Below are 19,140 nucleotides of genomic sequence, written 5' to 3'. Positions count from 1 at the left end.
CGACAACAACGCCGTATATCTCCACGACATGCAGTGCCTATTGCCAAGGCAGGCGCAGATACGGCTTTAAGTCATTAAGTCCAGGTCTGCAATAACACGCCTGCCAGTGGCATTTCCCTCATAAGTGTTTCAGTGATATTGACTCCGCTAAAAAACAATAATGGAGAAGACGACCATGCCGAATAAAAGCAAGCCCTCAGCGCTCAAGGTAGCGCTGAAAACGAGACATGTCAGCATGCTAGCGCTTGGAAGTGCACTGGGTGCTGGACTATTTGTTGGATCGAGTACGGTAATCGCTTCCACCGGTCCTGGTGCCTTCATTACCTATGCGTTGACAGGCGTTATCGTGGCGTTGGTAATGCGGATGCTCGGTGAAATGGCGGCAGCGCATCCTGCGACAGGCTCTTTTATTGAATATGCCCGCTTGGCCTTCGGCCGTCCGGCGGGTTACATGACCGGATGGCTATATTGGTATTTCTGGGTCATTGTCGTGGGTTTCGAGGCCGTGGCGGGGGCGCAAATCATTAACGGCTGGCTACCTGATATACCCGTATGGACGATAGCTTTGGGGCTCATGATGAGCATGACCCTGCTCAATTTGATGTCTGTCCACTCCTTCGGGGAGGCTGAGTACTGGTTTGCCGGCGTCAAGGTTGTGGCAATCCTGGTGTTCGTCGGGGTCGTCGTCTTTTTCATGTTGGATAATGACTCAACCGCTACGGCCAACTTCGGTAATCTGACAGCACATGGCGGTTTCCTGCCATACGGCGTCGGATCATTGTTCGCGGGTGTGGTAGTAGTGATTTTCTCCATGACTGGAATGGAGGTTGCTACGCTTGCTGCCGCCGAGTCGGAGGACCCCGCACGCAGCATTCGCAAAGTCGCCAACACCGTCATCATGCGTATCATGATTTTCTATGTCCTGGCGATATTCCTTATCGTTGTCGCGCAGCCTTGGACCAACATCATTCCTGGCAAGTCTCCCTTCGTAACCACGCTTGAACATATTGGCATTCCTGCCGCTGGCACCATTCTAACCGCGGTAATTCTGGTGGCGGTGCTCTCTGTATTAAATGCCGGTATCTACACTGCATCGCGGGTCTTGTTCATCCTGGCATCCAACGATGACGCCCCGCGTTCAATGGCCCGGCTTAATCATAAAGGCGTTCCGGTCCGTGGCGTCATTGCCTCCACACTCGTGGGATATGGCTGCGTGGTCATAGCCGCGCTCTGGCCCGACACTGTCTTTCAGTTCCTCATCAACTCATCCGGAACAGTGTTTCTCTTTGTTTATCTGATGATTTGTCTGTCTCAGCTCAGATTACGCAGTAACTGGGTTTCGCAGGACTCTCTGAAATTTGCAGTTTGGGGACATCCGTGGGTACCGCTGTTGGTAATCGCAGCGATTGTAGCCGTCCTGGCCAGCATGGCGTTCGACCCGGTGCTCCGGATCAGCCTTGGCCAATGTGGCATCGCTATCATTGCATTGGCCGTTTACTATTTGGCCCGCGCGGCGAACAACCGATTATCCGTTGTTGCTGTCGAACCCAGCTACAGCAATAAATCAAATAGCCGCCAATGATCAGGCACACATAAGTTGTGAGGAAGGGAGGTTTTCATGAAGGCAGAAGTGAATCCTGGGGCAGAGATTTTTTCGGAAAGCAGTGTCGTTGAACTGAGAGAAAGTCTGGCGCTGGCTTTACGTGCGGCCGCCTATCATGGCTTTGGTGAAGGGGTCTGCAATCATTTCAGTATCGCGCTGCCACAACAGCCCGATCTGTTCTTGTTGAATCCACGGGGCTTGCTGTGGGAAGAGATCCAAGCCGATGACATCGTCATCGTCGACAGCGACGGAAATCGAATTGCTGGACGTCATGAGGTTGAGCCCACGGCGATGTTCATTCATGCAGCCATTCATCGAATTGCGAAAAAGTCCTGTGTGCTTCATACGCATATGCCCTATGCGACTGCACTTGCTCTGACCGAACATGGCTGCCTGGATACCCAGCTTTCGCAAAATGCGATGAGGTTTCATAATCGCGTGGTTGTAGATAAACAATACAACGGCTTTGCGCTGGATCACTCCGAGGGGGAGCGCATTGCAATTGCCATGGGCGGGGCTGATATCGTATTTCTGAGAAATCATGGCGTGGTAGTGTGTAATGATAGAATTGATTATGCCTATGACGATTTGTATTTTTTAGAAAGAGCGTGCGGCGCCGAGGTGTTGGCGCGCTCTACGGGCCTTGCACTAGCGGGTGTCAGTAATGATATAGCTGCGAAAGTTGCACTTCAGGCTGATGGTGAGCGACTTCAATCGGCGTTGTTCTTCAAGGCGCTAGGTCGCAAGCTTGGTTGAAGCTTTGCTTTTGATGGGAGTAAGGAAGCCCCGGCTTTTACTGGAGCTCGCTTGTCATGGCTGGTCCAATGGTAGGCCCGACGGGGCATTAGCGTCTCCGCTTGCGCGCCACACTTGAACAACCCACGGAAGCGCATCTCGGTGGAGCCGAACCAGGCTTGGTTGTCGGTGGTCCGATGCGCTGTCTGGGTGACGACATGCTTCTCGGCTAGAAATCCATCAGGCTGACACAGTTGGGGGGATTACCTTACAGCTTTGTTGTATCTTTCCTAAGCTTGTCATCGTTCCTTCATCTCACCTGCCTAGGGTGAAGGCAACCGCCATCAAGAGAAAATGAGCAAGAGGACGCAGGGTTATGGATGAATACCAAGAAGAACTTCTCGAATACCAGGCTTATGAACTGGACACTCCGGAACCGGCCGACGACGCCACCGAGCTCTAGCCCACCCGCCGCTGGCTGCGGCGGAACTCGCCCGGTGTAAGGCCCGTCCAGCGCTTGAACGCGCGCTGGAAGGCCTCGGCCGATGCAAACCCCAACAGATAGGCGATCTCGCCAAAGGCCAGTGCCGTATCGCGGATGTAGGTCTCGGCCAGGTCGCGCCGTGTTTCGTTGAGCAGGTCACGAAAACGCGTGCCTTCCTCGGCCAGCTTGCGGCGCAAGGTCCAGGTCGGCAGCTGCAGGTGCAGCGCTACTTCTTCCAGGTCCGGTTCGCGACCGCCATTGAGCAACGGGCCCAGCAGGTGGGTGATGCGCTCACCCAGGCTGCGTACGCGCGTGCGTTGCTGCATTTCTGCCTCGCACAACTGCAGCAGGTGCTGCCAGGTGCTTGGGCAATGCCGCGGGTTGGCCAGCTGCAGCGTGGCGCGGCTCAGGCGCAATTGGTTGCTTTCTGCGGCAAATTGCACGGGTGCGCTGCACAATGGCTGGTAACGTTCGGCGTAGGCGGGGGCGGCAAACTCGATTTCCAGGCGCTCGGCCTGCACCGGTGTGCCGGCAAGGTCGCTCAACTGGGCCAGCCAGCCCGCGAGCAGGGAATCGACGACGAAGCGGTTGTAGGCGTTGTAGGGACTGATCGAGTAGAAGCGCAGCCAGGCGCCGTGGGCGTCTTCATGGAAGCTGGAATGGCCACGGTAGTTGGCCGCATACAGCGGCTCGAAGCGCAGCAGGGTGCGCGCCGCCTCGCCCACGCTGGGCGCCTGGGCCGCGGTGACCCCGGCCAGCCCGGCCTGCGCCAGACGGCTCAGGCGCCCCATGTGCAGGCCTAGCGCCGCCTCGCCGCACAGTTCGATGGCGGCATGCCCCAAGTGCATGTAGCGCGGTATCGACAAGCGTGCATTGGCCTCGCCCAGGCGTGCCGCGCCCAGGCCATAGCGCTGTAACAGTGGCTCCGGGTCGTGGCCAAGCTCGCGCAGGGCCTCGCTCAGCGGCTGGACGAAACCGACCGAAAGGTCGCCCAGGCGCACACGGGGGCGGGCCATCGGACTACAGCCACAGGTTCAGCAGGCGGGCGCCAGGACTGGGCGTTCCCGCCAGCAGTTCACCGGCCTGGCGGGCAAAGCCCTGGCCGTCGCTGCCCTGTTCCCAGAACTGCCCGCGCATGAACACGCTCATGCTGCTGACGCCGGCTCCGGCGGCCTCGGTCAGGCGCTGCCAGGCGGCCTGTTCGCTGACTTCGCCGCGCTGCAAGGGCAGCCTGGCGCTGGCAGCCTGATGGCGGTTGCCACGCCAGGGTGCCTGCCAGCTGTTCTTGCCGCTGAGGAATACCGGGTTGGCGATCAGTTCTACGGCCTGGCGGGCCAGTTGCTGGTGGTTTTCCGGGTACCAGCTGTCGCTGCCCACCAGTACCCCCAGGCGTCCGGCAGGGGTCTGCACGACCTGCAAAGGCTGCTGGCGGCCATCGTGGACATAGCGGCGCATTTCGCTGTCGGGGAACTGTTGACGCTGTGGCTGGCCGAGCAGCGAGCCGTCGCTGGCGAATACCATGCTGCTGTTGAACAGCGGGCCGTTGCCGGCATGCAGCACGCCGTGTTTCACATAGGGGGCGGGCAGCACGATCGAGCCGGCGACCAGGGTCACGTTGAATTCCTTGGCCAGGCCGCCGAACAGCTGCTGGTAGTCCGTGGCCATCTGTTCGGCTTTCATGCGCAAATGGGCATCGGCGCGGCGGTCGTCACCGTCAGCACCGAGCATGGCCAGGCCATAGCGCAGCGGGTTGCTCAGCTCCAGCCATTGCAGGGCTTCACGACTTTGGGTGACCTGGTACAGCTCGTTCTTTTCGCCGCGCGCCCACAGCCAGGTACCGATGTGCTCGGGCAGTACCACCACCGTGCGCGGGCCGACCAGGCCCTGGGCCCGGGCCTGTTCCAGGTAGGCCGCGAGCTTGCGGTGCAGGCGTTGCAGGTTCTGATAGTCGCCCGGGTACAGCAACGGTTCGACGCCGAGCAGGTTGCCATGTTCGCCGGGCACGCCATGGTTCAGCGCCAGTTCGATGCGCAGGTCGGACAGGTAATGGCCTTCCGGGCGCTGCTGGGTCCAGAAACCGTAGCCACAGAGTGCGGCGGCCATCACCAGCGCCAGGGTGCTTGCCAGGAGTTTTCGCATCAAACTTCAGCTTTCACCTAAAAATTGAGCCGGCGGTGCAGAAAGCAAGGACATTGTGCGGCCTGATTCAGCAGCTTCGGTGTCCTTGTTGCACTGCGTTTTGCAGAATAACGTCTGGATCATACCAAAGCTGCCATACGCTTATGAGTATTCTCTGCTGCCGTTCATTGGCGTCCACCGCCATGCCCGGTCAGCGCTGGCGCAATTGCCGCGGGGTCGCATTCAGCAGGCGGCGCATCAAGCGCCGGGAGCGCCGTTGCGTCCTGGTAGCCAACCTGCGCCGCGACCGCTTCGACGCAATGTTCGCCAGACTCGAGCAGCGCCCGGGCCTTGTGCAACTGCACCCGCTGGATCAGCTGCCGGGTAGAGTACCCCGTTGCCTTGTGCACATGCCGCGACAGGGTCCGCTCGGACATGCCGACGCTTGCGGCCAGCGCCTTCACGCTGGCCGGCTCAGGCAGCGAATTCTCGATCTCGGCAGTTAACCGCGAGATCAGCGCATTATCTTGCGCCAGCACGGCCGGGATGACAAAAGGCGCCTGCAGTTGCCGACGGTCGAGCAGCAGCGCCTTGCCCACCGCGTCGGCGATTGCAGGTGACAGGCGCCGCCAGGTTTCCGCCATGCCCAACATCCTGATCAAGGTACCTGCCGGGGCTTTCAACAAGGCGCAACGCGAACAGCTGCTCAAGCGCGTCAGCGAGGCCGCCATCGCCCACGAACACATCGGTAGCGCGCTACCGCAGCGCAGCCTGTGCTGGGTGCTCATCGAGGAGGTGCCTGGCGCTGACTGGCTGTGTGGCGGGGTAAACATGCACGCCCAGGCCATTCCCTGCACCGTCACGGTGAGGGTGCCGGCTGGGGTTCTCGATGCCCAGATGCGCAAGGATTATGTGCAGGGCCTGCACCAGGCCATCGAACACTGCGTGGGGCAGGATGACGGGCGCATGCTGATGACGTCGATACAGTTGGTCGACGTCGCCGAGGGGACCTGGGGCGCGAACGGCAACCTCTGGCATCTTGCCGATTTCACCCGCGCTGCCGGTTACGACCACCTTGTCGCTCTCGCCCAGCGGCCATGCGGATGACACCTGCGTAGCGCCGGGCCCGGCTGGCTGGGCTATCCAGCCAGTCGCACGGGCATTGGTTCGGTAGGGTTTTGGTCAGGAAGTGAGTGCTTACCATGCAGTAAAAGTGGTCCACTGGGAAAAGTGTTTTCACACAGCCTGGCTGCAAAGCTGCCCTTCGTGTAGAACAGCAATCGGCCAACAGCAGACTCCAACCATTTACCGTTCAACGGCGCTGTCATCTGCCAGGTGTTCGGATTGCCAGCCTCCTCCTAGAGCACGGTATGCGGCGATTCCTGCGCGTGTGGATTCGACCTGGGCTTGCGCTCTGGCGTCGGAGGTGCGCAGCAGGGTCTGGTCAGCGTAGAGCACGTCGATCAGGCTGGCAGCTCCGTTCTGATAAGCGATGTATGAAGACTGCCGGGCGCTTGCCAGAGACGTTTCGCCTGCCGTCAGGGTGGCCGCCTGGATTTCGCGATTGACCAGCGCCGAGAAGGCATTTTCCACATCTTCGCTGGCGCGCAGTACCGACTGGCGGTAGGCCGCGAGCGCCTCGGCTTCCCGGCCTTTGGCCTGGTCGATCTGGGCGTTGATGCGCCCGAAATCGAACAGCCGCCAGCGCAGGCCCAGCACGCCTGCCGATTGCGCGGCGCCAGCGCTGAACAGGTTGCCGCTTTGCGTGGTGGCACTGCCGAGCAGGGCGCTGATGGAGAACTTCGGGTAGTACTCGCCGATCGCTTCGCCGATGCGCGCATTGGCGGCAGCCAGTCGGCGCTCTGCGGCGATCAGGTCCGGCCGGCGGCGTAGCAGGTCAGCGGGCATGCCCGTTTCCGCGAGTTGCGGTGTGCGTGGAATGGCGCGTGGGTGAGCGAGTTTGGCACGCTGCGTGCCTGGTGCGCTGCCGAGCATCACATCCATCGCGTTCATGGCTGCATCGAGGCCTGTCAGCAAGACCGGCACGCTGGCCCTGACTTGCGACAGTTCGCCTTCGGTCTGTTGCACCTGATAATCGGCGGCCAGGCCGCGCGCGTGCAGCAGGCGTACCTTCTCCAGCAGTGCTTGCTGGGTGTCGACCTGCCGCTCGGCAATTGCCAGGCGCGTCTGCAGGCCGCGGATACTGGTGTAGATGTCGGCGGTCTGCGCGGCGACCGCCAGCCGCGTGGCGACGACATCGGCCTCCGATGCCTGGTAGTCCGCCAGGGCAGCTTCCTTGCCACGGCGCAGGTCGCCAAATACGTCCAGCTCCCAGCTCGCTTCGAGGTTGGCCTCGTAGCTATTACCATAGCGGTCGTAGCCAGGCGTGGCGTCCAGCACCCGGCCCAGTGGCGTTTCTACCGATTGATAGGCATGTGCTGCCTGGCCGATGACCGTGGCCGAGGGAAGCAGCGCCGCGTTGGCGGCGCTCAGGCCGGCACGGGCCTGCACGACTCGGGCCCGGGCCTGGGCGATGTCGAGGTTCTGCGCCAACGCTTCGTCGATCAACGCACTCAACTGGGCGTCGCCGAAGCCCTCCCACCAGCGGGCGAAACTGGCCGGTGCCGCTGCGGTTCGCCGCTCTACGGCGGGCTGCCCCTGGTAGTGATCGGCCAACGGCGCGTTCGGGCGATGATAATCCGGGCCGACTGCGCACCCCGTTGCCAGGCTGGTACTGATCACGAGGGCGAGGGTGCGCATGGCAGGCATTGGAATTCTCGTAGGCGAAAATAGATAGTGACCATATTATATATTGGTCACTTGCTGTCAATCAGCTCACCGTGGAGTTAAGCTCTAGGCATGAACGACGACATCAACACCCCGACCACACGTGGGCCGCAGGATCACGAGATCCGCGACCAGATCATCAACGCCGCGACCCAGCATTTCGGCCACTACGGCTATGAGAAAACCACGGTTTCGGACCTTGCCAAGGCGATCGGTTTTTCCAAGGCCTACATCTATAAATTCTTCGATTCCAAGCAGGCGATCGGTGGGGTGATCTGCACCAATCGGCTGGCCATGATCATGGGCATAGTCGAAGCGGCACTGGCCGATGCGCCGAGCGCTTCGGAGAAGCTGAGGCGCCTGTTCCGCTCGATTGCAGAGGCTGGCAGCGATCTGTTCTTCCACGACCGCAAGCTTTACGACATCGCTGCGGTGGCCTCGCGCGACCAGTGGCCGTCGGTCAAGGCGCACGAGCTGCGGATTCGCCAGCTGATTCAGCAGATTCTGCGCGAGGGCCGTGAAACGGGTGAATTCGAGCGCAAGACGCCTCTGGACGAAACCACCAACGCGATCTTTCTGATCCTGCAGCCCTACGTCAATTCCGCCCAGCTGCAGTACAACCTGGATAACGCCGCCGAGGCCGCCGCGCACCTGCCGGCGCTGATATTGCGCAGCTTGGCTCCGTAATCAAGCGATAGTGACTATTGACAGTTTTGGTCACTGGATTAAGAATGGGTTCCTGAATTGCTCTTGAGTGATGGAACCCATGCGCCTCGTGCCCGCCGTTTTTGCCGTATGCCTGCTGCCTTTCGTCCTGGTAGCGTGCGGCGATTCGTCTGCCCAGAAAGACCCCCGCAACAAACCGCCGCTGGTTCGGACGGCGGCGGTCGAGCAGGCAGGCGGGGCCGCTCGTTCCTTCTCTGGTGTGGTGGTCGCACGCATCCAGAGCGACCTTGGCTTTCGTGTGTCGGGCAAGGTGCTGCAGCGTCTGGTCGACACCGGCGAAACGGTCCGGCGCGGCCAGCCGCTGATGCGCCTCGACCCCGTCGACCTGCAGTTGCAGGCGCGGGCGCAGCAGGAGGCCGTCGCGTCTGCCCGGGCGCGGGCCAAGCAGACGGCTGACGACGAAGCCCGTTACCGCGGGCTGGTCGCTGCCGGGGCGGTATCGGCCTCGACCTACGATCAGATCAAGGCTGCCGCCGACGCCGCCAGGGCTCAGCTCAGCGCTGCCCAGGCCCAGGCTGATGTGGCGCGAAATGCAACGAGTTACGCCGCCTTGCTGGCCGATGCCGATGGCGTGGTGATGGAAACCTTGGCCGAGCCTGGCCAGGTGGTCAGCGCCGGGCAGGCAGTGGTGCGGCTGGCGCGAGCAGGGCAGCGCGAAGCTATCGTGCACCTGCCTGAAACCCTGCGACCGGCGCCGGGCTCGACTGCCCAGGCAGCCCTGTATGGCAGCAGCGGCGCCCCGGTTGCTGCCAGGCTGCGGCTGTTGTCCGAGGCCGCCGATGCCACCACGCGTACCTTCGAGGCCCGTTACGTGCTCGACGGTGCGCTGGCCAATGCTCCGCTCGGTGCCACCATCACCCTCGATATCGCGGCAGCGAGCGATGCAGCCCAGGCGCTGCAGGTGCCTGCTGCCGCGTTGTACGACCCGGGCAGCGGCCCAGGCGTCTGGGTGGTCACTGGCGAGCCGGCGGAAGTCGCTTGGCGGCCGGTACGGGTTGTGGCGATCGGCGATCAGGCGGCGCGAGTCGAGGGCCGTCTGAGCGCAGGCGAGCAGGTGGTGGCGCTGGGCGCGCACCTGTTGCATGACAATCAGGAGGTACGGGTTGTGCAAGCGCCTGCAGTCGCCGGGAGCCAGCCATGAGCGAAGGCCGTTTCAACTTGTCGGCACTGGCGGTTCGTGAGCGCGCCATCACCCTGTTTCTCATTCTGCTGATCGCGCTGGCGGGCACCCTGGCATTCTTCCAATTGGGCCGTGCGGAGGATCCGCCCTTCACCGTCAAGCAGATGACCATCATCACCGCCTGGCCGGGCGCTACTGCCCAGGAAATGCAGGATCAGGTCGCCGAACCGCTGGAAAAGCGCATGCAGGAGCTGCGCTGGTACGACCGCAGCGAAACCTACACCCGTGCGGGCCTGGCGTTCACCATGGTGTCGTTGCTCGACAGCACGCCGCCTTCGCAGGTGCAGGAGGCGTTCTACCAGGCCCGCAAAAAGCTTGGCGATGAAGCCAGGAACCTGCCGGCTGGCGTCATCGGGCCGATGATCAACGACGAGTTCTCGGACGTGACCTTCGCGGTGTATGCCTTGAAAGCCAGGGGCGAACCACAGCGCCAGTTAGTACGCGAGGCTGAATCGCTGCGTCAGCGCCTGCTGCATGTGCCGGGGGTGAAGAAGGTCAACATCATCGGCGAGCAGGGCGAGCGCATTTTCGTGTCCTTTTCCCATGACCGACTGGCGACACTGGGCGTGACCGCACAGGACATCTTCGCTGCACTCAACAGCCAGAACGCGCTGACGCCAGCCGGCTCGGTGGAAACCTCCGGTCCGCAAGTGGTGATGCGCCTGGATGGCGCGTTCGACACACTGGCAAAGATTCGTGAGACGCCGATCGCCGTGCAGGGCCGGACCCTGAAACTTGCCGATGTGGCGACCGTGGAGCGTGGCTACGAAGATCCCGCCACCTATCTGGTGCGCAGCGGGGGCGAGCCCGCGCTGCTGCTCGGCGTAGTGATGCGCGAGGGCTGGAATGGCCTCGACCTCGGCGCGGCGCTGGATGCGCAGACCGCCAGCATCAATGACGCCATGCCGTTGGGCATGACGCTGGACAAGGTCACCGACCAGGCGGTCAACATCAGTTCGTCGGTCGATGAGTTCATGGTCAAGTTCTTCGTCGCCCTGCTGGTAGTGATGCTGGTCTGCTTCATCAGCATGGGCTGGCGCGTTGGGGTGGTGGTTGCTGCTGCAGTGCCATTGACCCTCGCAATCGTCTTCGTGGTGATGGCAGCCACCGGCAAGAACTTTGATCGGATTACCTTAGGCTCACTGATCCTCGCTCTGGGCCTCCTGGTAGACGATGCCATCATCGCTATCGAAATGATGGTAGTGAAGATGGAGGAAGGCTACGACCGCTTCAAGGCGTCGGCCTACGCCTGGAGTCACACTGCAGCGCCGATGCTCTCCGGTACGCTGGTTACCGCTATCGGTTTCATGCCCAATGGGTTCGCACAATCAACGGCCGGCGAGTACACCAGCAACATGTTCTGGATCGTCGGCATCGCGCTGATCGCCTCCTGGGTGGTGGCCGTCGCGTTCACCCCCTACCTGGGTGTGAAATTGTTGCCTGAGATCAAGCAGGTCGAGGGTGGTCATGCGGCCATCTACAACACCCGTCACTACAACCGCTTTCGCCGACTCCTGGGGCAGGTAATCGCCCGTAAATGGCTGGTCGCTGGAGTGGTCGTCGCCGCCTTCGTGGTCGCTGTGCTGGGTATGGGGCTGGTGAAGAAGCAGTTCTTCCCGACTTCCGACCGTCCGGAAGTGCTGGTCGAGCTACAGATGCCCTACGGCACGTCCATTGAGCAGACCAACGCCACGGCCATCAAGGTCGAGTCGTGGCTGCGCGAGCAGGAAGAAGCCAAGATCATCACCAGCTATATCGGCCAAGGCCCGCCGCGCTTCTTTTTGGCTATGGCGCCCGAGTTGCCGGATCCGTCTTTTGCCAAGATCGTGGTGCTCACGGAAAGCCAGGAAGCCCGCGAAGCCCTCAAGCTGCGTATCCGTGAGGCAGCCTCCGAAGGGCTGGCACCGGAGGCCAAGGTGCGCGTGACGCAACTGGTGTTCGGCCCGTATTCACCCTACCCAGTGGCGTATCGGGTGATGGGGGCCGATCCCGTTCAGCTGCGTGAAATCGCCGGCCGCGTACAGGCCGTGTTGCAGGCCAGCCCGATGATGCGCACGGTGAATGCCGATTGGGGCCCACGGGTGCCGACGCTGCATTTTTCGCTGGATCAGGATCGCCTGCAGGCCGTTGGCCTGAGTTCCAGCGCCGTGGCGCAGCAGCTGCAGTTCCTGCTTGCCGGCGTGCCAATCACCTCGGTGCGCGAGGGCATCCGCTCCGTGCAGGTGGTCGGCCGCGCGGCGGGCGACATTCGCCTGGACCCATCCAAGGTCGCGGGCTTCACCTTGGTTGGCTCATCTGGCCAGCGTATTCCACTATCGCAGGTCGGCGAGGTCGATGTGCGCATGGAGGACCCGGTTCTCCGCCGCCGTGACCGAACGCCGACCATTACCGTGCGTGGCGATATCGCCGAGGAGCTGCAGCCGCCTGATGTTTCCGCCGCAGTCTGGAAAGAACTGCAGCCGATCATCGAGACGTTGCCAGCCGGCTACCGCATCGAGATGGCTGGCTCCATCGAAGAATCCGGCAAGGCCAGCCAGGCGATTCTGCCGCTGCTGCCGATCATGATCGCCCTGACGTTGCTGACCATCATCCTGCAGGTGCGATCAATCTCGGCCATGGTCATGGTGTTTCTCACTTCGCCGCTAGGGCTGATTGGCGTGGTACCGATACTGCTGCTGTTCCAGCAACCCTTCGGTATCAACGCCCTGGTCGGATTGATTGCACTGTCAGGGATCCTTATGCGCAACACCCTGATCCTGATCGGGCAAATCCATCATAACGAGCGTGAAGGGCTCGATCCGTTCCAGGCGGTGGTCGAGGCCACGGTACAGCGCGCGAGGCCGGTGCTGCTTACGGCGCTGGCGGCGATCCTCGCCTTCATTCCGCTCACGCACTCGGTGTTTTGGGGAACGCTGGCTTACACCCTGATTGGCGGCACCTTCGTCGGCACCATCATGACGCTTGTGTTCCTGCCTGCGATGTATGCCATTTGGTTCAGGATCCATCCGAACGACGATGTGAAGAAAGCGCATGCGTAATCCTGGCGAGCAGTGTTGAGCTGCTCGTCGCCAACCTGGCTGAGAGAGCTGCAATGATCAATTTCCACAAGCATAAGCGCATCGTGGTAACCGGTGTCGGCATTGTCGGCCCGCTGGGGTGCGGTACAGAAACGGTGTGGCAGCGCTTGCTGGCCGGGTGCTCGGGCATTCGTACGTTGCCTGCTGCCATAACCGAGGGCACCGGGGTGACGGCCGGCGGGCAAGTGCCCACGCTGGAGGAGGACGCAGTCGCTGGCTACCAACCCGACCTACTCATCGCAGCCAAGGAACGCAAGAAGATGGACCGCTTCATCGAGTTCGCCCTGGTAGCCGCGCATGAGGCATTGCAGCAGGCGGGCTGGCAGCCGAAGACGGAAGAGGCGCGGCAGCGCACGGCGACGATCATCGCATCGGGAGTGGGCGGCTTCGGCGCGATGGCCGAGGCTGTGCGAGTTACCGATGCTCGTGGGCCACGTCGGCTATCGCCGTTCACCGCGCCATCGTTTCTCGCCAACATGGCAGCGGGGCACGTGTCCATAAGCCACGGTTTCGAAGGCCCGCTCGGCGCACCGGTCACCGCCTGCGCGGCAGGCGTGCAGGCGATTGGCGATGCCGCCCGGCTGATTAGAAGTGGCGAAGCCAATATCGCGGTGTGCGGCGGGACGGAGGCGGCAATCGACCGCGTTACCCTGGGCTGCTTTGCGGCTGCTCGCGCGCTGTCGACCGGCTTTGCCGAGAGGCCACAGGAAGCGTCGCGGCCGTTCGACCGTGACCGCGACGGATTCGTGATGGCCGAAGGTGCCGGGCTGCTGGTGATCGAGTCACTTGAGCATGCACTGGTGCGAGGCGCTACGCCGCTGGCCGAACTGGTGGGCTATGGCACCAGTGCCGATGCCTATCACCTTACCGCCGGCCCCGAAGACGGCAGCGGTGCGCGCCGGGCCATGCAACAGGCGCTGCAGCAGGCGGGCCTGACCCCGGGCGATGTGCAGCACATCAACGCCCATGCCACCTCGACGCAGGTCGGCGACAAGGGCGAATTGGCCGCTATCGGCTCGCTGTTCGGTCATGACTCATCTGTCGCGATCTGCTCGACCAAGTCAGCCACGGGCCACCTGCTAGGAGCCGCTGGCGGTCTCGAAGCGATCTTCACGGTGCTGGCCTTGCGTGACCAGATCGTGCCGCCAACCCTTAACCTAAGCAATCCGGACGAAGCCGCGGCGAGGCTTGATCTGGTCGCACTAAGCGCCCGTCCGATGGCGATCACCCACGCACTCTCCAATGGTTTCGGCTTTGGCGGCGTGAATGCCAGTGTGTTGTTTCGCCGCTGGGAAGGGGTGTGATGACCATGCAGTCCGAAACCGCGCCAAGCGCTAGCCTGATGCCCGTACAAAATGGCACAGCGCTGACGGGCAAGATGGTCGCGTTGCTGGCTGGGCTGTCGGCGATCAGCGTGCTGTCTACCAATATCATTCTTCCGGCCTTCCCGGAAATTGGCCGGCACCTGGGTGTGTCTTCCCGCGAGTTGGGGCTGACGCTTTCCAGCTTCTTCATCACCTTCGCGCTTGCACAGCTGGTTGTGGGGCCGCTTGCCGACCGGTTTGGCCGCAAGCGTCTGGTACTTGGCGGGCTGTTGCTGTTCGTCGCCGGCACCCTGGTGGCCGGCTTGGCGAATTCGCTCGATGTGCTGATCGCCGGGCGAGTGATCCAGGCGCTTGGCGTTTGCGCTGCCGCGGTGCTGGCGCGGGCCATCGCCCGTGATCTGTTCGAACACGAGACCCTCGCGCGGGCCTTGTCACTGACCATGATCGCCACCGCGACAGCCCCCGGGTTCTCACCGCTGCTGGGCAGCCTGCTGACCACCACATTGGGCTGGAGGGCGATATTCGTGATGGTTGGGATCGCCGCAATCGTCATCGCGTTCTGCTACGCCCGTGCTCTTGGTGAAACGCTGCCGCCTGAACGCCGGGTCAGGCAATCGGTGCCACAGGTCATCGAGGCTTATGGCCGGCTGCTCGGCGACGGTCGATTCATCCTGCCCGCCTGCGCCGTTAGCCTGCTGATGAGTGGTTTGTTCGCTTCCTTCGGCGCGGCGCCGGCGATACTGATGACCGGTATGGGGCTGTCGTCCCTGCAGGCTGGGCTGTACTTCGCAGCTACCGTGTTCGTGGTATTCGCCGCCGGCATGGCCGCACCCCGCCTGGCTCGGCGTTTCGGCAGCCGCCAGGTCGCCAGTTGCGGCCTCGCCACTGCGGTTCTGGCTGGCGGCCTGCTGTTGATCGGCCCGAGCGACCCCGGGCTGACCTGGTACTCGCTGTCGATGGTTACGTTTCTCTGGGGCATGGGCCTGGCCAACCCGCTGGGCACCGCCATCACCATGGGGCCCTTCGGCAAGGAAGCGGGCCTGGCCTCCGCATTGCTTGGCTTTCTGACCATGGGCGCGGCGGCAACCACCACCTGGCTGGTCTCGGAACTAGACTTCGCCCCGGTGGCAACGTTGGGCGCCACTCAGGTAGTTGTTTGCCTGGTCGGTCTGGGTTTGTTCTGGGCGGGTAACCAGATTGAAAAACGGACGCTCAGTCTTTAAGGGCCCAGTATGAGGGGGCCATCGTGATCCAGAGCAGCATCTGCCGCGACATACCGCTGCAATGCTCGAAGAGCAGAGCGCCTGTTGGTGAAACGCTGTACGCCAGGATCATCAACTTGTCAGTTTCGATCATTGAGCCCGTTCAAACGGCTGTTTAATGTCGCAGGCAGACAAACGACGGGGCCCATCGGCTGGTGAGGCGCCCGCATCCCGTGATCACGCCAATTGGGGACCTTTCCATGGCCGCCGACCGCTACCCGCACCTGCTTGCCCCGCTGGACCTGGGCTTCACCACCTTGCGCAACCGCACCCTGATGGGCTCGATGCATACCGGCCTGGAAGAGCGCCCTGGCGGCTTCGAGCGCATGGCCGCGTACTTTGCCGAGCGCGCCCGGGGCGGCGTTGGGCTGATGGTCACGGGTGGTATTGCGCCCAACGATGAAGGCGGGGTGTATTCCGGCGCAGCCAAGCTCAGCACCGAGGAGGAGGCCGACAAACACCGCATCGTTACCGAGGCGGTACACGCCGCCGGCGGCAAGATCTGCCTGCAGATCCTGCATGCCGGGCGTTATGCCTACAGCCCACGGCAGGTGGCACCCAGCGCGATCCAGGCGCCGATCAACCCGTTCAAGCCCAGGGAGCTGGACGAAGCAGGGATCGAGAAGCAGATCGCCGACTTCGTCAACTGCGCCGTCCTGGCCCAGCGGGCCGGCTACGATGGCGTCGAGATCATGGGTTCGGAAGGCTATTTCATCAACCAGTTCCTCGCCGCCCACACCAACCAGCGCACTGACCGCTGGGGCGGCAGCTATGAAAACCGCATGCGCCTGGCCGTGGAAATCGTCAGCCGGGTGCGTGCTGCGGTGGGGCCGAACTTCATCATCATCTTCCGCCTGTCGATGCTCGACCTGGTCGAGGGCGGCAGCACCTGGGACGAGATCGAGCTGTTGGCCAAGGCCATCGAGCAGGCCGGCGCGACCCTGATCAACACCGGCATCGGCTGGCACGAGGCGCGCATCCCGACCATTGCCACCAAGGTACCACGCGCGGCGTTCAGCAAGGTCACCGCCAAGCTGCGTGGCGTGGTCGGCATTCCGCTGATCACCACCAACCGCATCAACACCCCGGAAGTGGCCGAGGCGGTGCTGGCCGAGGGGGACGCCGACATGGTCTCGATGGCCCGGCCGTTCCTGGCCGACCCGGACTTCGTCAACAAGGCCGCCGCCGGGCGCAGCGACGAGATCAACACCTGCATCGGCTGCAACCAGGCCTGCCTGGACCATACCTTCGGCGGCAAGCTGACCAGTTGCCTGGTCAACCCGCGTGCCTGCCACGAGACCGAGCTCAACTACCTGCCGGTGCGCACGGTGAAGCGCATTGCCGTGGTGGGTGCTGGCCCGGCTGGCCTGGCCGCGGCCACGGTGGCAGCCGAGCGTGGCCACGCGGTGACCCTGTTCGATGCCGCCAGCGAGATCGGCGGACAGTTCAATGTGGCCAAGCGGGTGCCGGGCAAGGAAGAATTCCATGAAACCCTGCGTTATTTCCGCAACAAGGTAAAAAGCACAGGCGTGGACCTGCGCCTGAACACCCGGGTGGATGTGCAGGGCCTGCTCGCCGGAGGCTACGACGAGATCATCCTGGCCACCGGCATTGCCCCGCGCACCCCGGCCATCCCGGGTGTCGAGCATGCCAAGGTGCTCAGCTACCTGGATGTGCTGCTTGAGCGCAAGGCGGTCGGCAAGGCTGTCGCGGTGATCGGCGCGGGAGGTATCGGCTTCGACGTTTCCGAATACCTGGTGCATCAAGGTGTGGCCAGCAGCCAGGACCGCGAAGCGTTCTGGAAGGAGTGGGGCATCGATACCCAGCTGGAAGCACGCGGTGGCGTCGCCGGGGTCAAGGCCGAGCCCCATGCGCCGGCGCGGCAGGTTTACCTGCTGCAGCGCAAGGCATCCAAGGTGGGCGACGGCCTGGGCAAGACCACTGGCTGGATTCACCGCACCGGGCTGAAGAACAAGCAGGTGCAGATGCTCAACAGCGTCGAATACCTGGCCATCGACGATGCCGGCCTGCACATTCGCGTGGCGGGTGGTGAGCCGCAGGTGCTGGCGGTGGACAATGTGGTGATCTGTGCCGGGCAGGAGCCGTTGCGCGAGCTGCAGGACGGGCTGGTGGCGGCGGGGCAGTCGGTGCACCTGATTGGCGGGGCGGATGTGGCGGCGGAGCTGGATGCCAAGCGGGCGATCAATCAAGGTTCGAGGTTGGCGGCTGAACTCTGAATTTGCCGGGGCCGCAACGCGGCCCCGCAGTTCACTGGTAAACTCGCGGCATGCCCCTCGACCTGGCCCAAGCCCCCCTGCGTCCACTGAACCTGCCCTGGCTGGAAAACGCCAGGGTCGAGGCCGCCATCCTGCGTCTGGACCTGATCGACCCGCTGATCAGCGGCAACAAATGGTTCAAGCTGCACTATCACCTGCAGCACGCCATGGCCTGCAACGCTCCCGGGTTGATCAGCCTGGGTGGCAACCACTCCAACCACCTGCACGCCTTGGCCGCCGCCGGCAAACGCTTCGGTTTCGCCACCGCCGGCCTGTTGCGCGGGCATGCCCAGGACACGCCGACCGTGCGTGACCTGCAGGCGCTGGGCATGCAGCTGCACTGGCTGGGCTACGGCGGTTACCGCGCGCGCAACCAACCCGGCTTCTGGCAACCCTGGCAGGCGCGCTATCCGGGTTGGCAGTGTATTGCCGAAGGCGGTGGCGGGCTGGCGGGGGCGCAAGGCTGTGCGCTGATCCTCGATCAGGCCCGCGCCCAGCTCGCCGCACTCGGCTGGGCCGACTACGACGCCTGGTGGCTGGCCGCTGGAACCGGGACGACCATGGCCGGCCTGGTGCTGGCCGAGGAGGGCAGGCATGTGGTGCATGGTGCACTGGCCGTGCCCCGGGATCATGGCGTGGAGCAGACGCTGACCGAGCTGGCGGGGACGCAGGGCTATCAGCTGCACGACGCCTGCCGTGGCGGCTTCGGCAAGTTCGACGGTGAGTTGCTGGCGTTTATCGCCGACTGCGAACGGCACACTGGCGTGCCACTCGAAGCCCTATATACCGGCAAGGCGCTGCTGGCCCTGCGGCAACAGGTCGAGGCCGGGCTGTTCGCGCCCGGCACTCGCCTGATCGTGGTGCACACCGGCGGCCTGCAGGGCCGGCGCGGTTACTTGTAGGGCAGCATGCGCAACAGCGTGTTGTCGCGCTTGACGTAGTGATGGTACAGGCCGGCCACGGCATGGATGCCGATCAACCAGTAGCCCCAGCTGCCGACGCGTTCATGCCAGCCCTTGATGAACTTGGCCTGGTCCGGGTCGGGGCCGATCAGGTGCGGCAGCTCCAGGCCGAAGAACGGCACCGGTTTGTCGGCAGCGCTGAGGATCAGCCAGCCGGCCAGCGGCAGGCCGATCATCAGCAGGTACAGTGCCAGGTGCACCAGGTGCGCCAGCCCGGTCTGCCAGGCCGGTGGCGTTGGCGTGATCGGTGGCGTCGGGTTGCTCAGACGGATGGCCAGGCGCAGCCAGACCAGCACGAACACGCTGAGCCCGAGCATGAAGTGCAGGTCTTTCATCAGGTTGCGTTCGACACTGTCCTTGGGGAACAGGCCGCGAAATTCAATGAGGGCATAGACAGCGGCCAGCAGCACCAGCATCAGCCAGTGCAGGGCGATGGACAGGCGCGCGTAATGGGGCGCGGGGGTGGTTGAAACCATGATCGGTCCTCGTCATCAGGTGCGGGAAGGCGCTCTTGGCGGCGCTCAGGTACAACTGTAAGGGTTATCGGGTGGCGAATCTTTGCGCTGGGTCTGTGAAAATTGTGTTGTCTGCACCGGCCCCTTCGC

General features: G+C 63.0%; 15 protein-coding genes. 10 read left to right on the top strand and 5 right to left on the bottom strand.

The features are described from left to right. The first annotated feature begins 175 nt into the window (after positions 1 to 175). Positions 176 to 1,582 carry an amino acid permease gene (locus tag QSV36_RS10685; RefSeq protein WP_289131569.1) on the top strand — a complete coding sequence of 469 codons (1,407 nt, stop codon included), beginning with the start codon at positions 176 to 178 and terminating at the stop codon, positions 1,580 to 1,582. A 36-nt stretch (positions 1,583 to 1,618) separates the two neighbouring features. Further along, a complete protein-coding gene (locus QSV36_RS10680) occupies positions 1,619 to 2,359 on the top strand; it encodes an aldolase (RefSeq protein ID WP_289131567.1) in 741 nt (246 codons plus the stop codon). A 438-nt stretch (positions 2,360 to 2,797) separates the two neighbouring features. Here the strand turns inward: QSV36_RS10680 and QSV36_RS10675 are convergent, their stop codons facing one another. The 3 genes from QSV36_RS10675 to QSV36_RS10665 all read right to left on the bottom strand — a co-directional run bounded on the left by QSV36_RS10675 (position 2,798) and on the right by QSV36_RS10665 (position 5,584). Continuing rightward, positions 2,798 to 3,838: an AraC family transcriptional regulator gene (locus QSV36_RS10675; protein WP_289131566.1), complete on the bottom strand. Its 1,041-nt coding sequence runs from the start codon at positions 3,836 to 3,838 to the stop codon at positions 2,798 to 2,800. Between the two features lie 4 nt (positions 3,839 to 3,842). Further along, positions 3,843 to 4,961, bottom strand: a complete 1,119-nt coding sequence (locus tag QSV36_RS10670) for a carbon-nitrogen hydrolase family protein (protein WP_289131565.1) — start codon at positions 4,959 to 4,961, stop codon at positions 3,843 to 3,845. Between the two features lie 164 nt (positions 4,962 to 5,125). Further along, a complete protein-coding gene (locus tag QSV36_RS10665) occupies positions 5,126 to 5,584 on the bottom strand; it encodes a helix-turn-helix domain-containing protein (protein WP_289131564.1) in 459 nt (152 codons plus the stop codon). On the opposite strand from QSV36_RS10665, the gene QSV36_RS10660 reads away from it, so the two are divergent. Next, the gene (locus tag QSV36_RS10660; RefSeq protein ID WP_289131563.1) at positions 5,583 to 6,047 is read left to right on the top strand and encodes a tautomerase family protein; all 465 of its coding nucleotides are present in this window, start codon (positions 5,583 to 5,585) and stop codon (positions 6,045 to 6,047) included. The genes QSV36_RS10665 and QSV36_RS10660 overlap by 2 nt on opposite strands. Before the next feature lie 198 nt (positions 6,048 to 6,245). On the opposite strand, the gene QSV36_RS10655 is transcribed toward QSV36_RS10660, so the two are convergent. Then, positions 6,246 to 7,709 (bottom strand): efflux transporter outer membrane subunit, encoded by a 1,464-nt coding sequence (locus QSV36_RS10655; RefSeq protein ID WP_289131562.1) that lies wholly within the window; start codon positions 7,707 to 7,709, stop codon positions 6,246 to 6,248. 90 nt (positions 7,710 to 7,799) lie between these two features. Here QSV36_RS10655 and QSV36_RS10650 point away from each other — a divergent pair, with 90 nt between their 5' ends. The 7 genes from QSV36_RS10650 (at position 7,800) to QSV36_RS10620 (ending at position 18,475) form a co-directional block, all read left to right on the top strand. Then, positions 7,800 to 8,414: a TetR/AcrR family transcriptional regulator gene (locus QSV36_RS10650; RefSeq protein WP_289131561.1), complete on the top strand. Its 615-nt coding sequence runs from the start codon at positions 7,800 to 7,802 to the stop codon at positions 8,412 to 8,414. Between the two features lie 79 nt (positions 8,415 to 8,493). Beyond that, positions 8,494 to 9,594, top strand: a complete 1,101-nt coding sequence (locus tag QSV36_RS10645) for an efflux RND transporter periplasmic adaptor subunit (RefSeq protein ID WP_289131560.1) — start codon at positions 8,494 to 8,496, stop codon at positions 9,592 to 9,594. Further along, a complete protein-coding gene (locus tag QSV36_RS10640) occupies positions 9,591 to 12,671 on the top strand; it encodes an efflux RND transporter permease subunit (protein ID WP_289131559.1) in 3,081 nt (1,026 codons plus the stop codon). Before QSV36_RS10645 ends, QSV36_RS10640 begins: the two co-directional genes overlap by 4 nt. Before the next feature lie 53 nt (positions 12,672 to 12,724). Then, positions 12,725 to 14,014: a beta-ketoacyl-ACP synthase II gene (gene fabF, locus QSV36_RS10635; RefSeq protein ID WP_289131558.1), complete on the top strand. Its 1,290-nt coding sequence runs from the start codon at positions 12,725 to 12,727 to the stop codon at positions 14,012 to 14,014. Then, positions 14,014 to 15,258, top strand: coding sequence for a multidrug effflux MFS transporter (locus tag QSV36_RS10630; RefSeq protein WP_502945666.1), 1,245 nt, complete (start codon positions 14,014 to 14,016; stop codon positions 15,256 to 15,258). The genes fabF and QSV36_RS10630 overlap by 1 nt, the downstream gene beginning before the upstream one ends. Positions 15,259 to 15,497: 239 nt before the next feature. Next, positions 15,498 to 17,534 carry an NADPH-dependent 2,4-dienoyl-CoA reductase gene (locus tag QSV36_RS10625; RefSeq protein ID WP_289131557.1) on the top strand — a complete coding sequence of 679 codons (2,037 nt, stop codon included), beginning with the start codon at positions 15,498 to 15,500 and terminating at the stop codon, positions 17,532 to 17,534. A gap of 50 nt (positions 17,535 to 17,584) precedes the next feature. Beyond that, the gene (locus QSV36_RS10620; protein ID WP_289131556.1) at positions 17,585 to 18,475 is read left to right on the top strand and encodes a 1-aminocyclopropane-1-carboxylate deaminase/D-cysteine desulfhydrase; all 891 of its coding nucleotides are present in this window, start codon (positions 17,585 to 17,587) and stop codon (positions 18,473 to 18,475) included. On the opposite strand, the gene QSV36_RS10615 is transcribed toward QSV36_RS10620, so the two are convergent. Next, positions 18,466 to 19,011: a cytochrome b gene (locus QSV36_RS10615; protein WP_289131555.1), complete on the bottom strand. Its 546-nt coding sequence runs from the start codon at positions 19,009 to 19,011 to the stop codon at positions 18,466 to 18,468. The genes QSV36_RS10620 and QSV36_RS10615 overlap by 10 nt on opposite strands. Positions 19,012 to 19,140: the final 129 nt, after the last annotated feature.

Origin of the sequence: Pseudomonas sp. BCRC 81390, from assembly GCF_030341915.1 — a bacterium.
Lineage (GTDB): Bacteria > Pseudomonadota > Gammaproteobacteria > Pseudomonadales > Pseudomonadaceae > Aquipseudomonas.
This window is presented reverse-complemented; position numbering and strand designations above follow the sequence as displayed.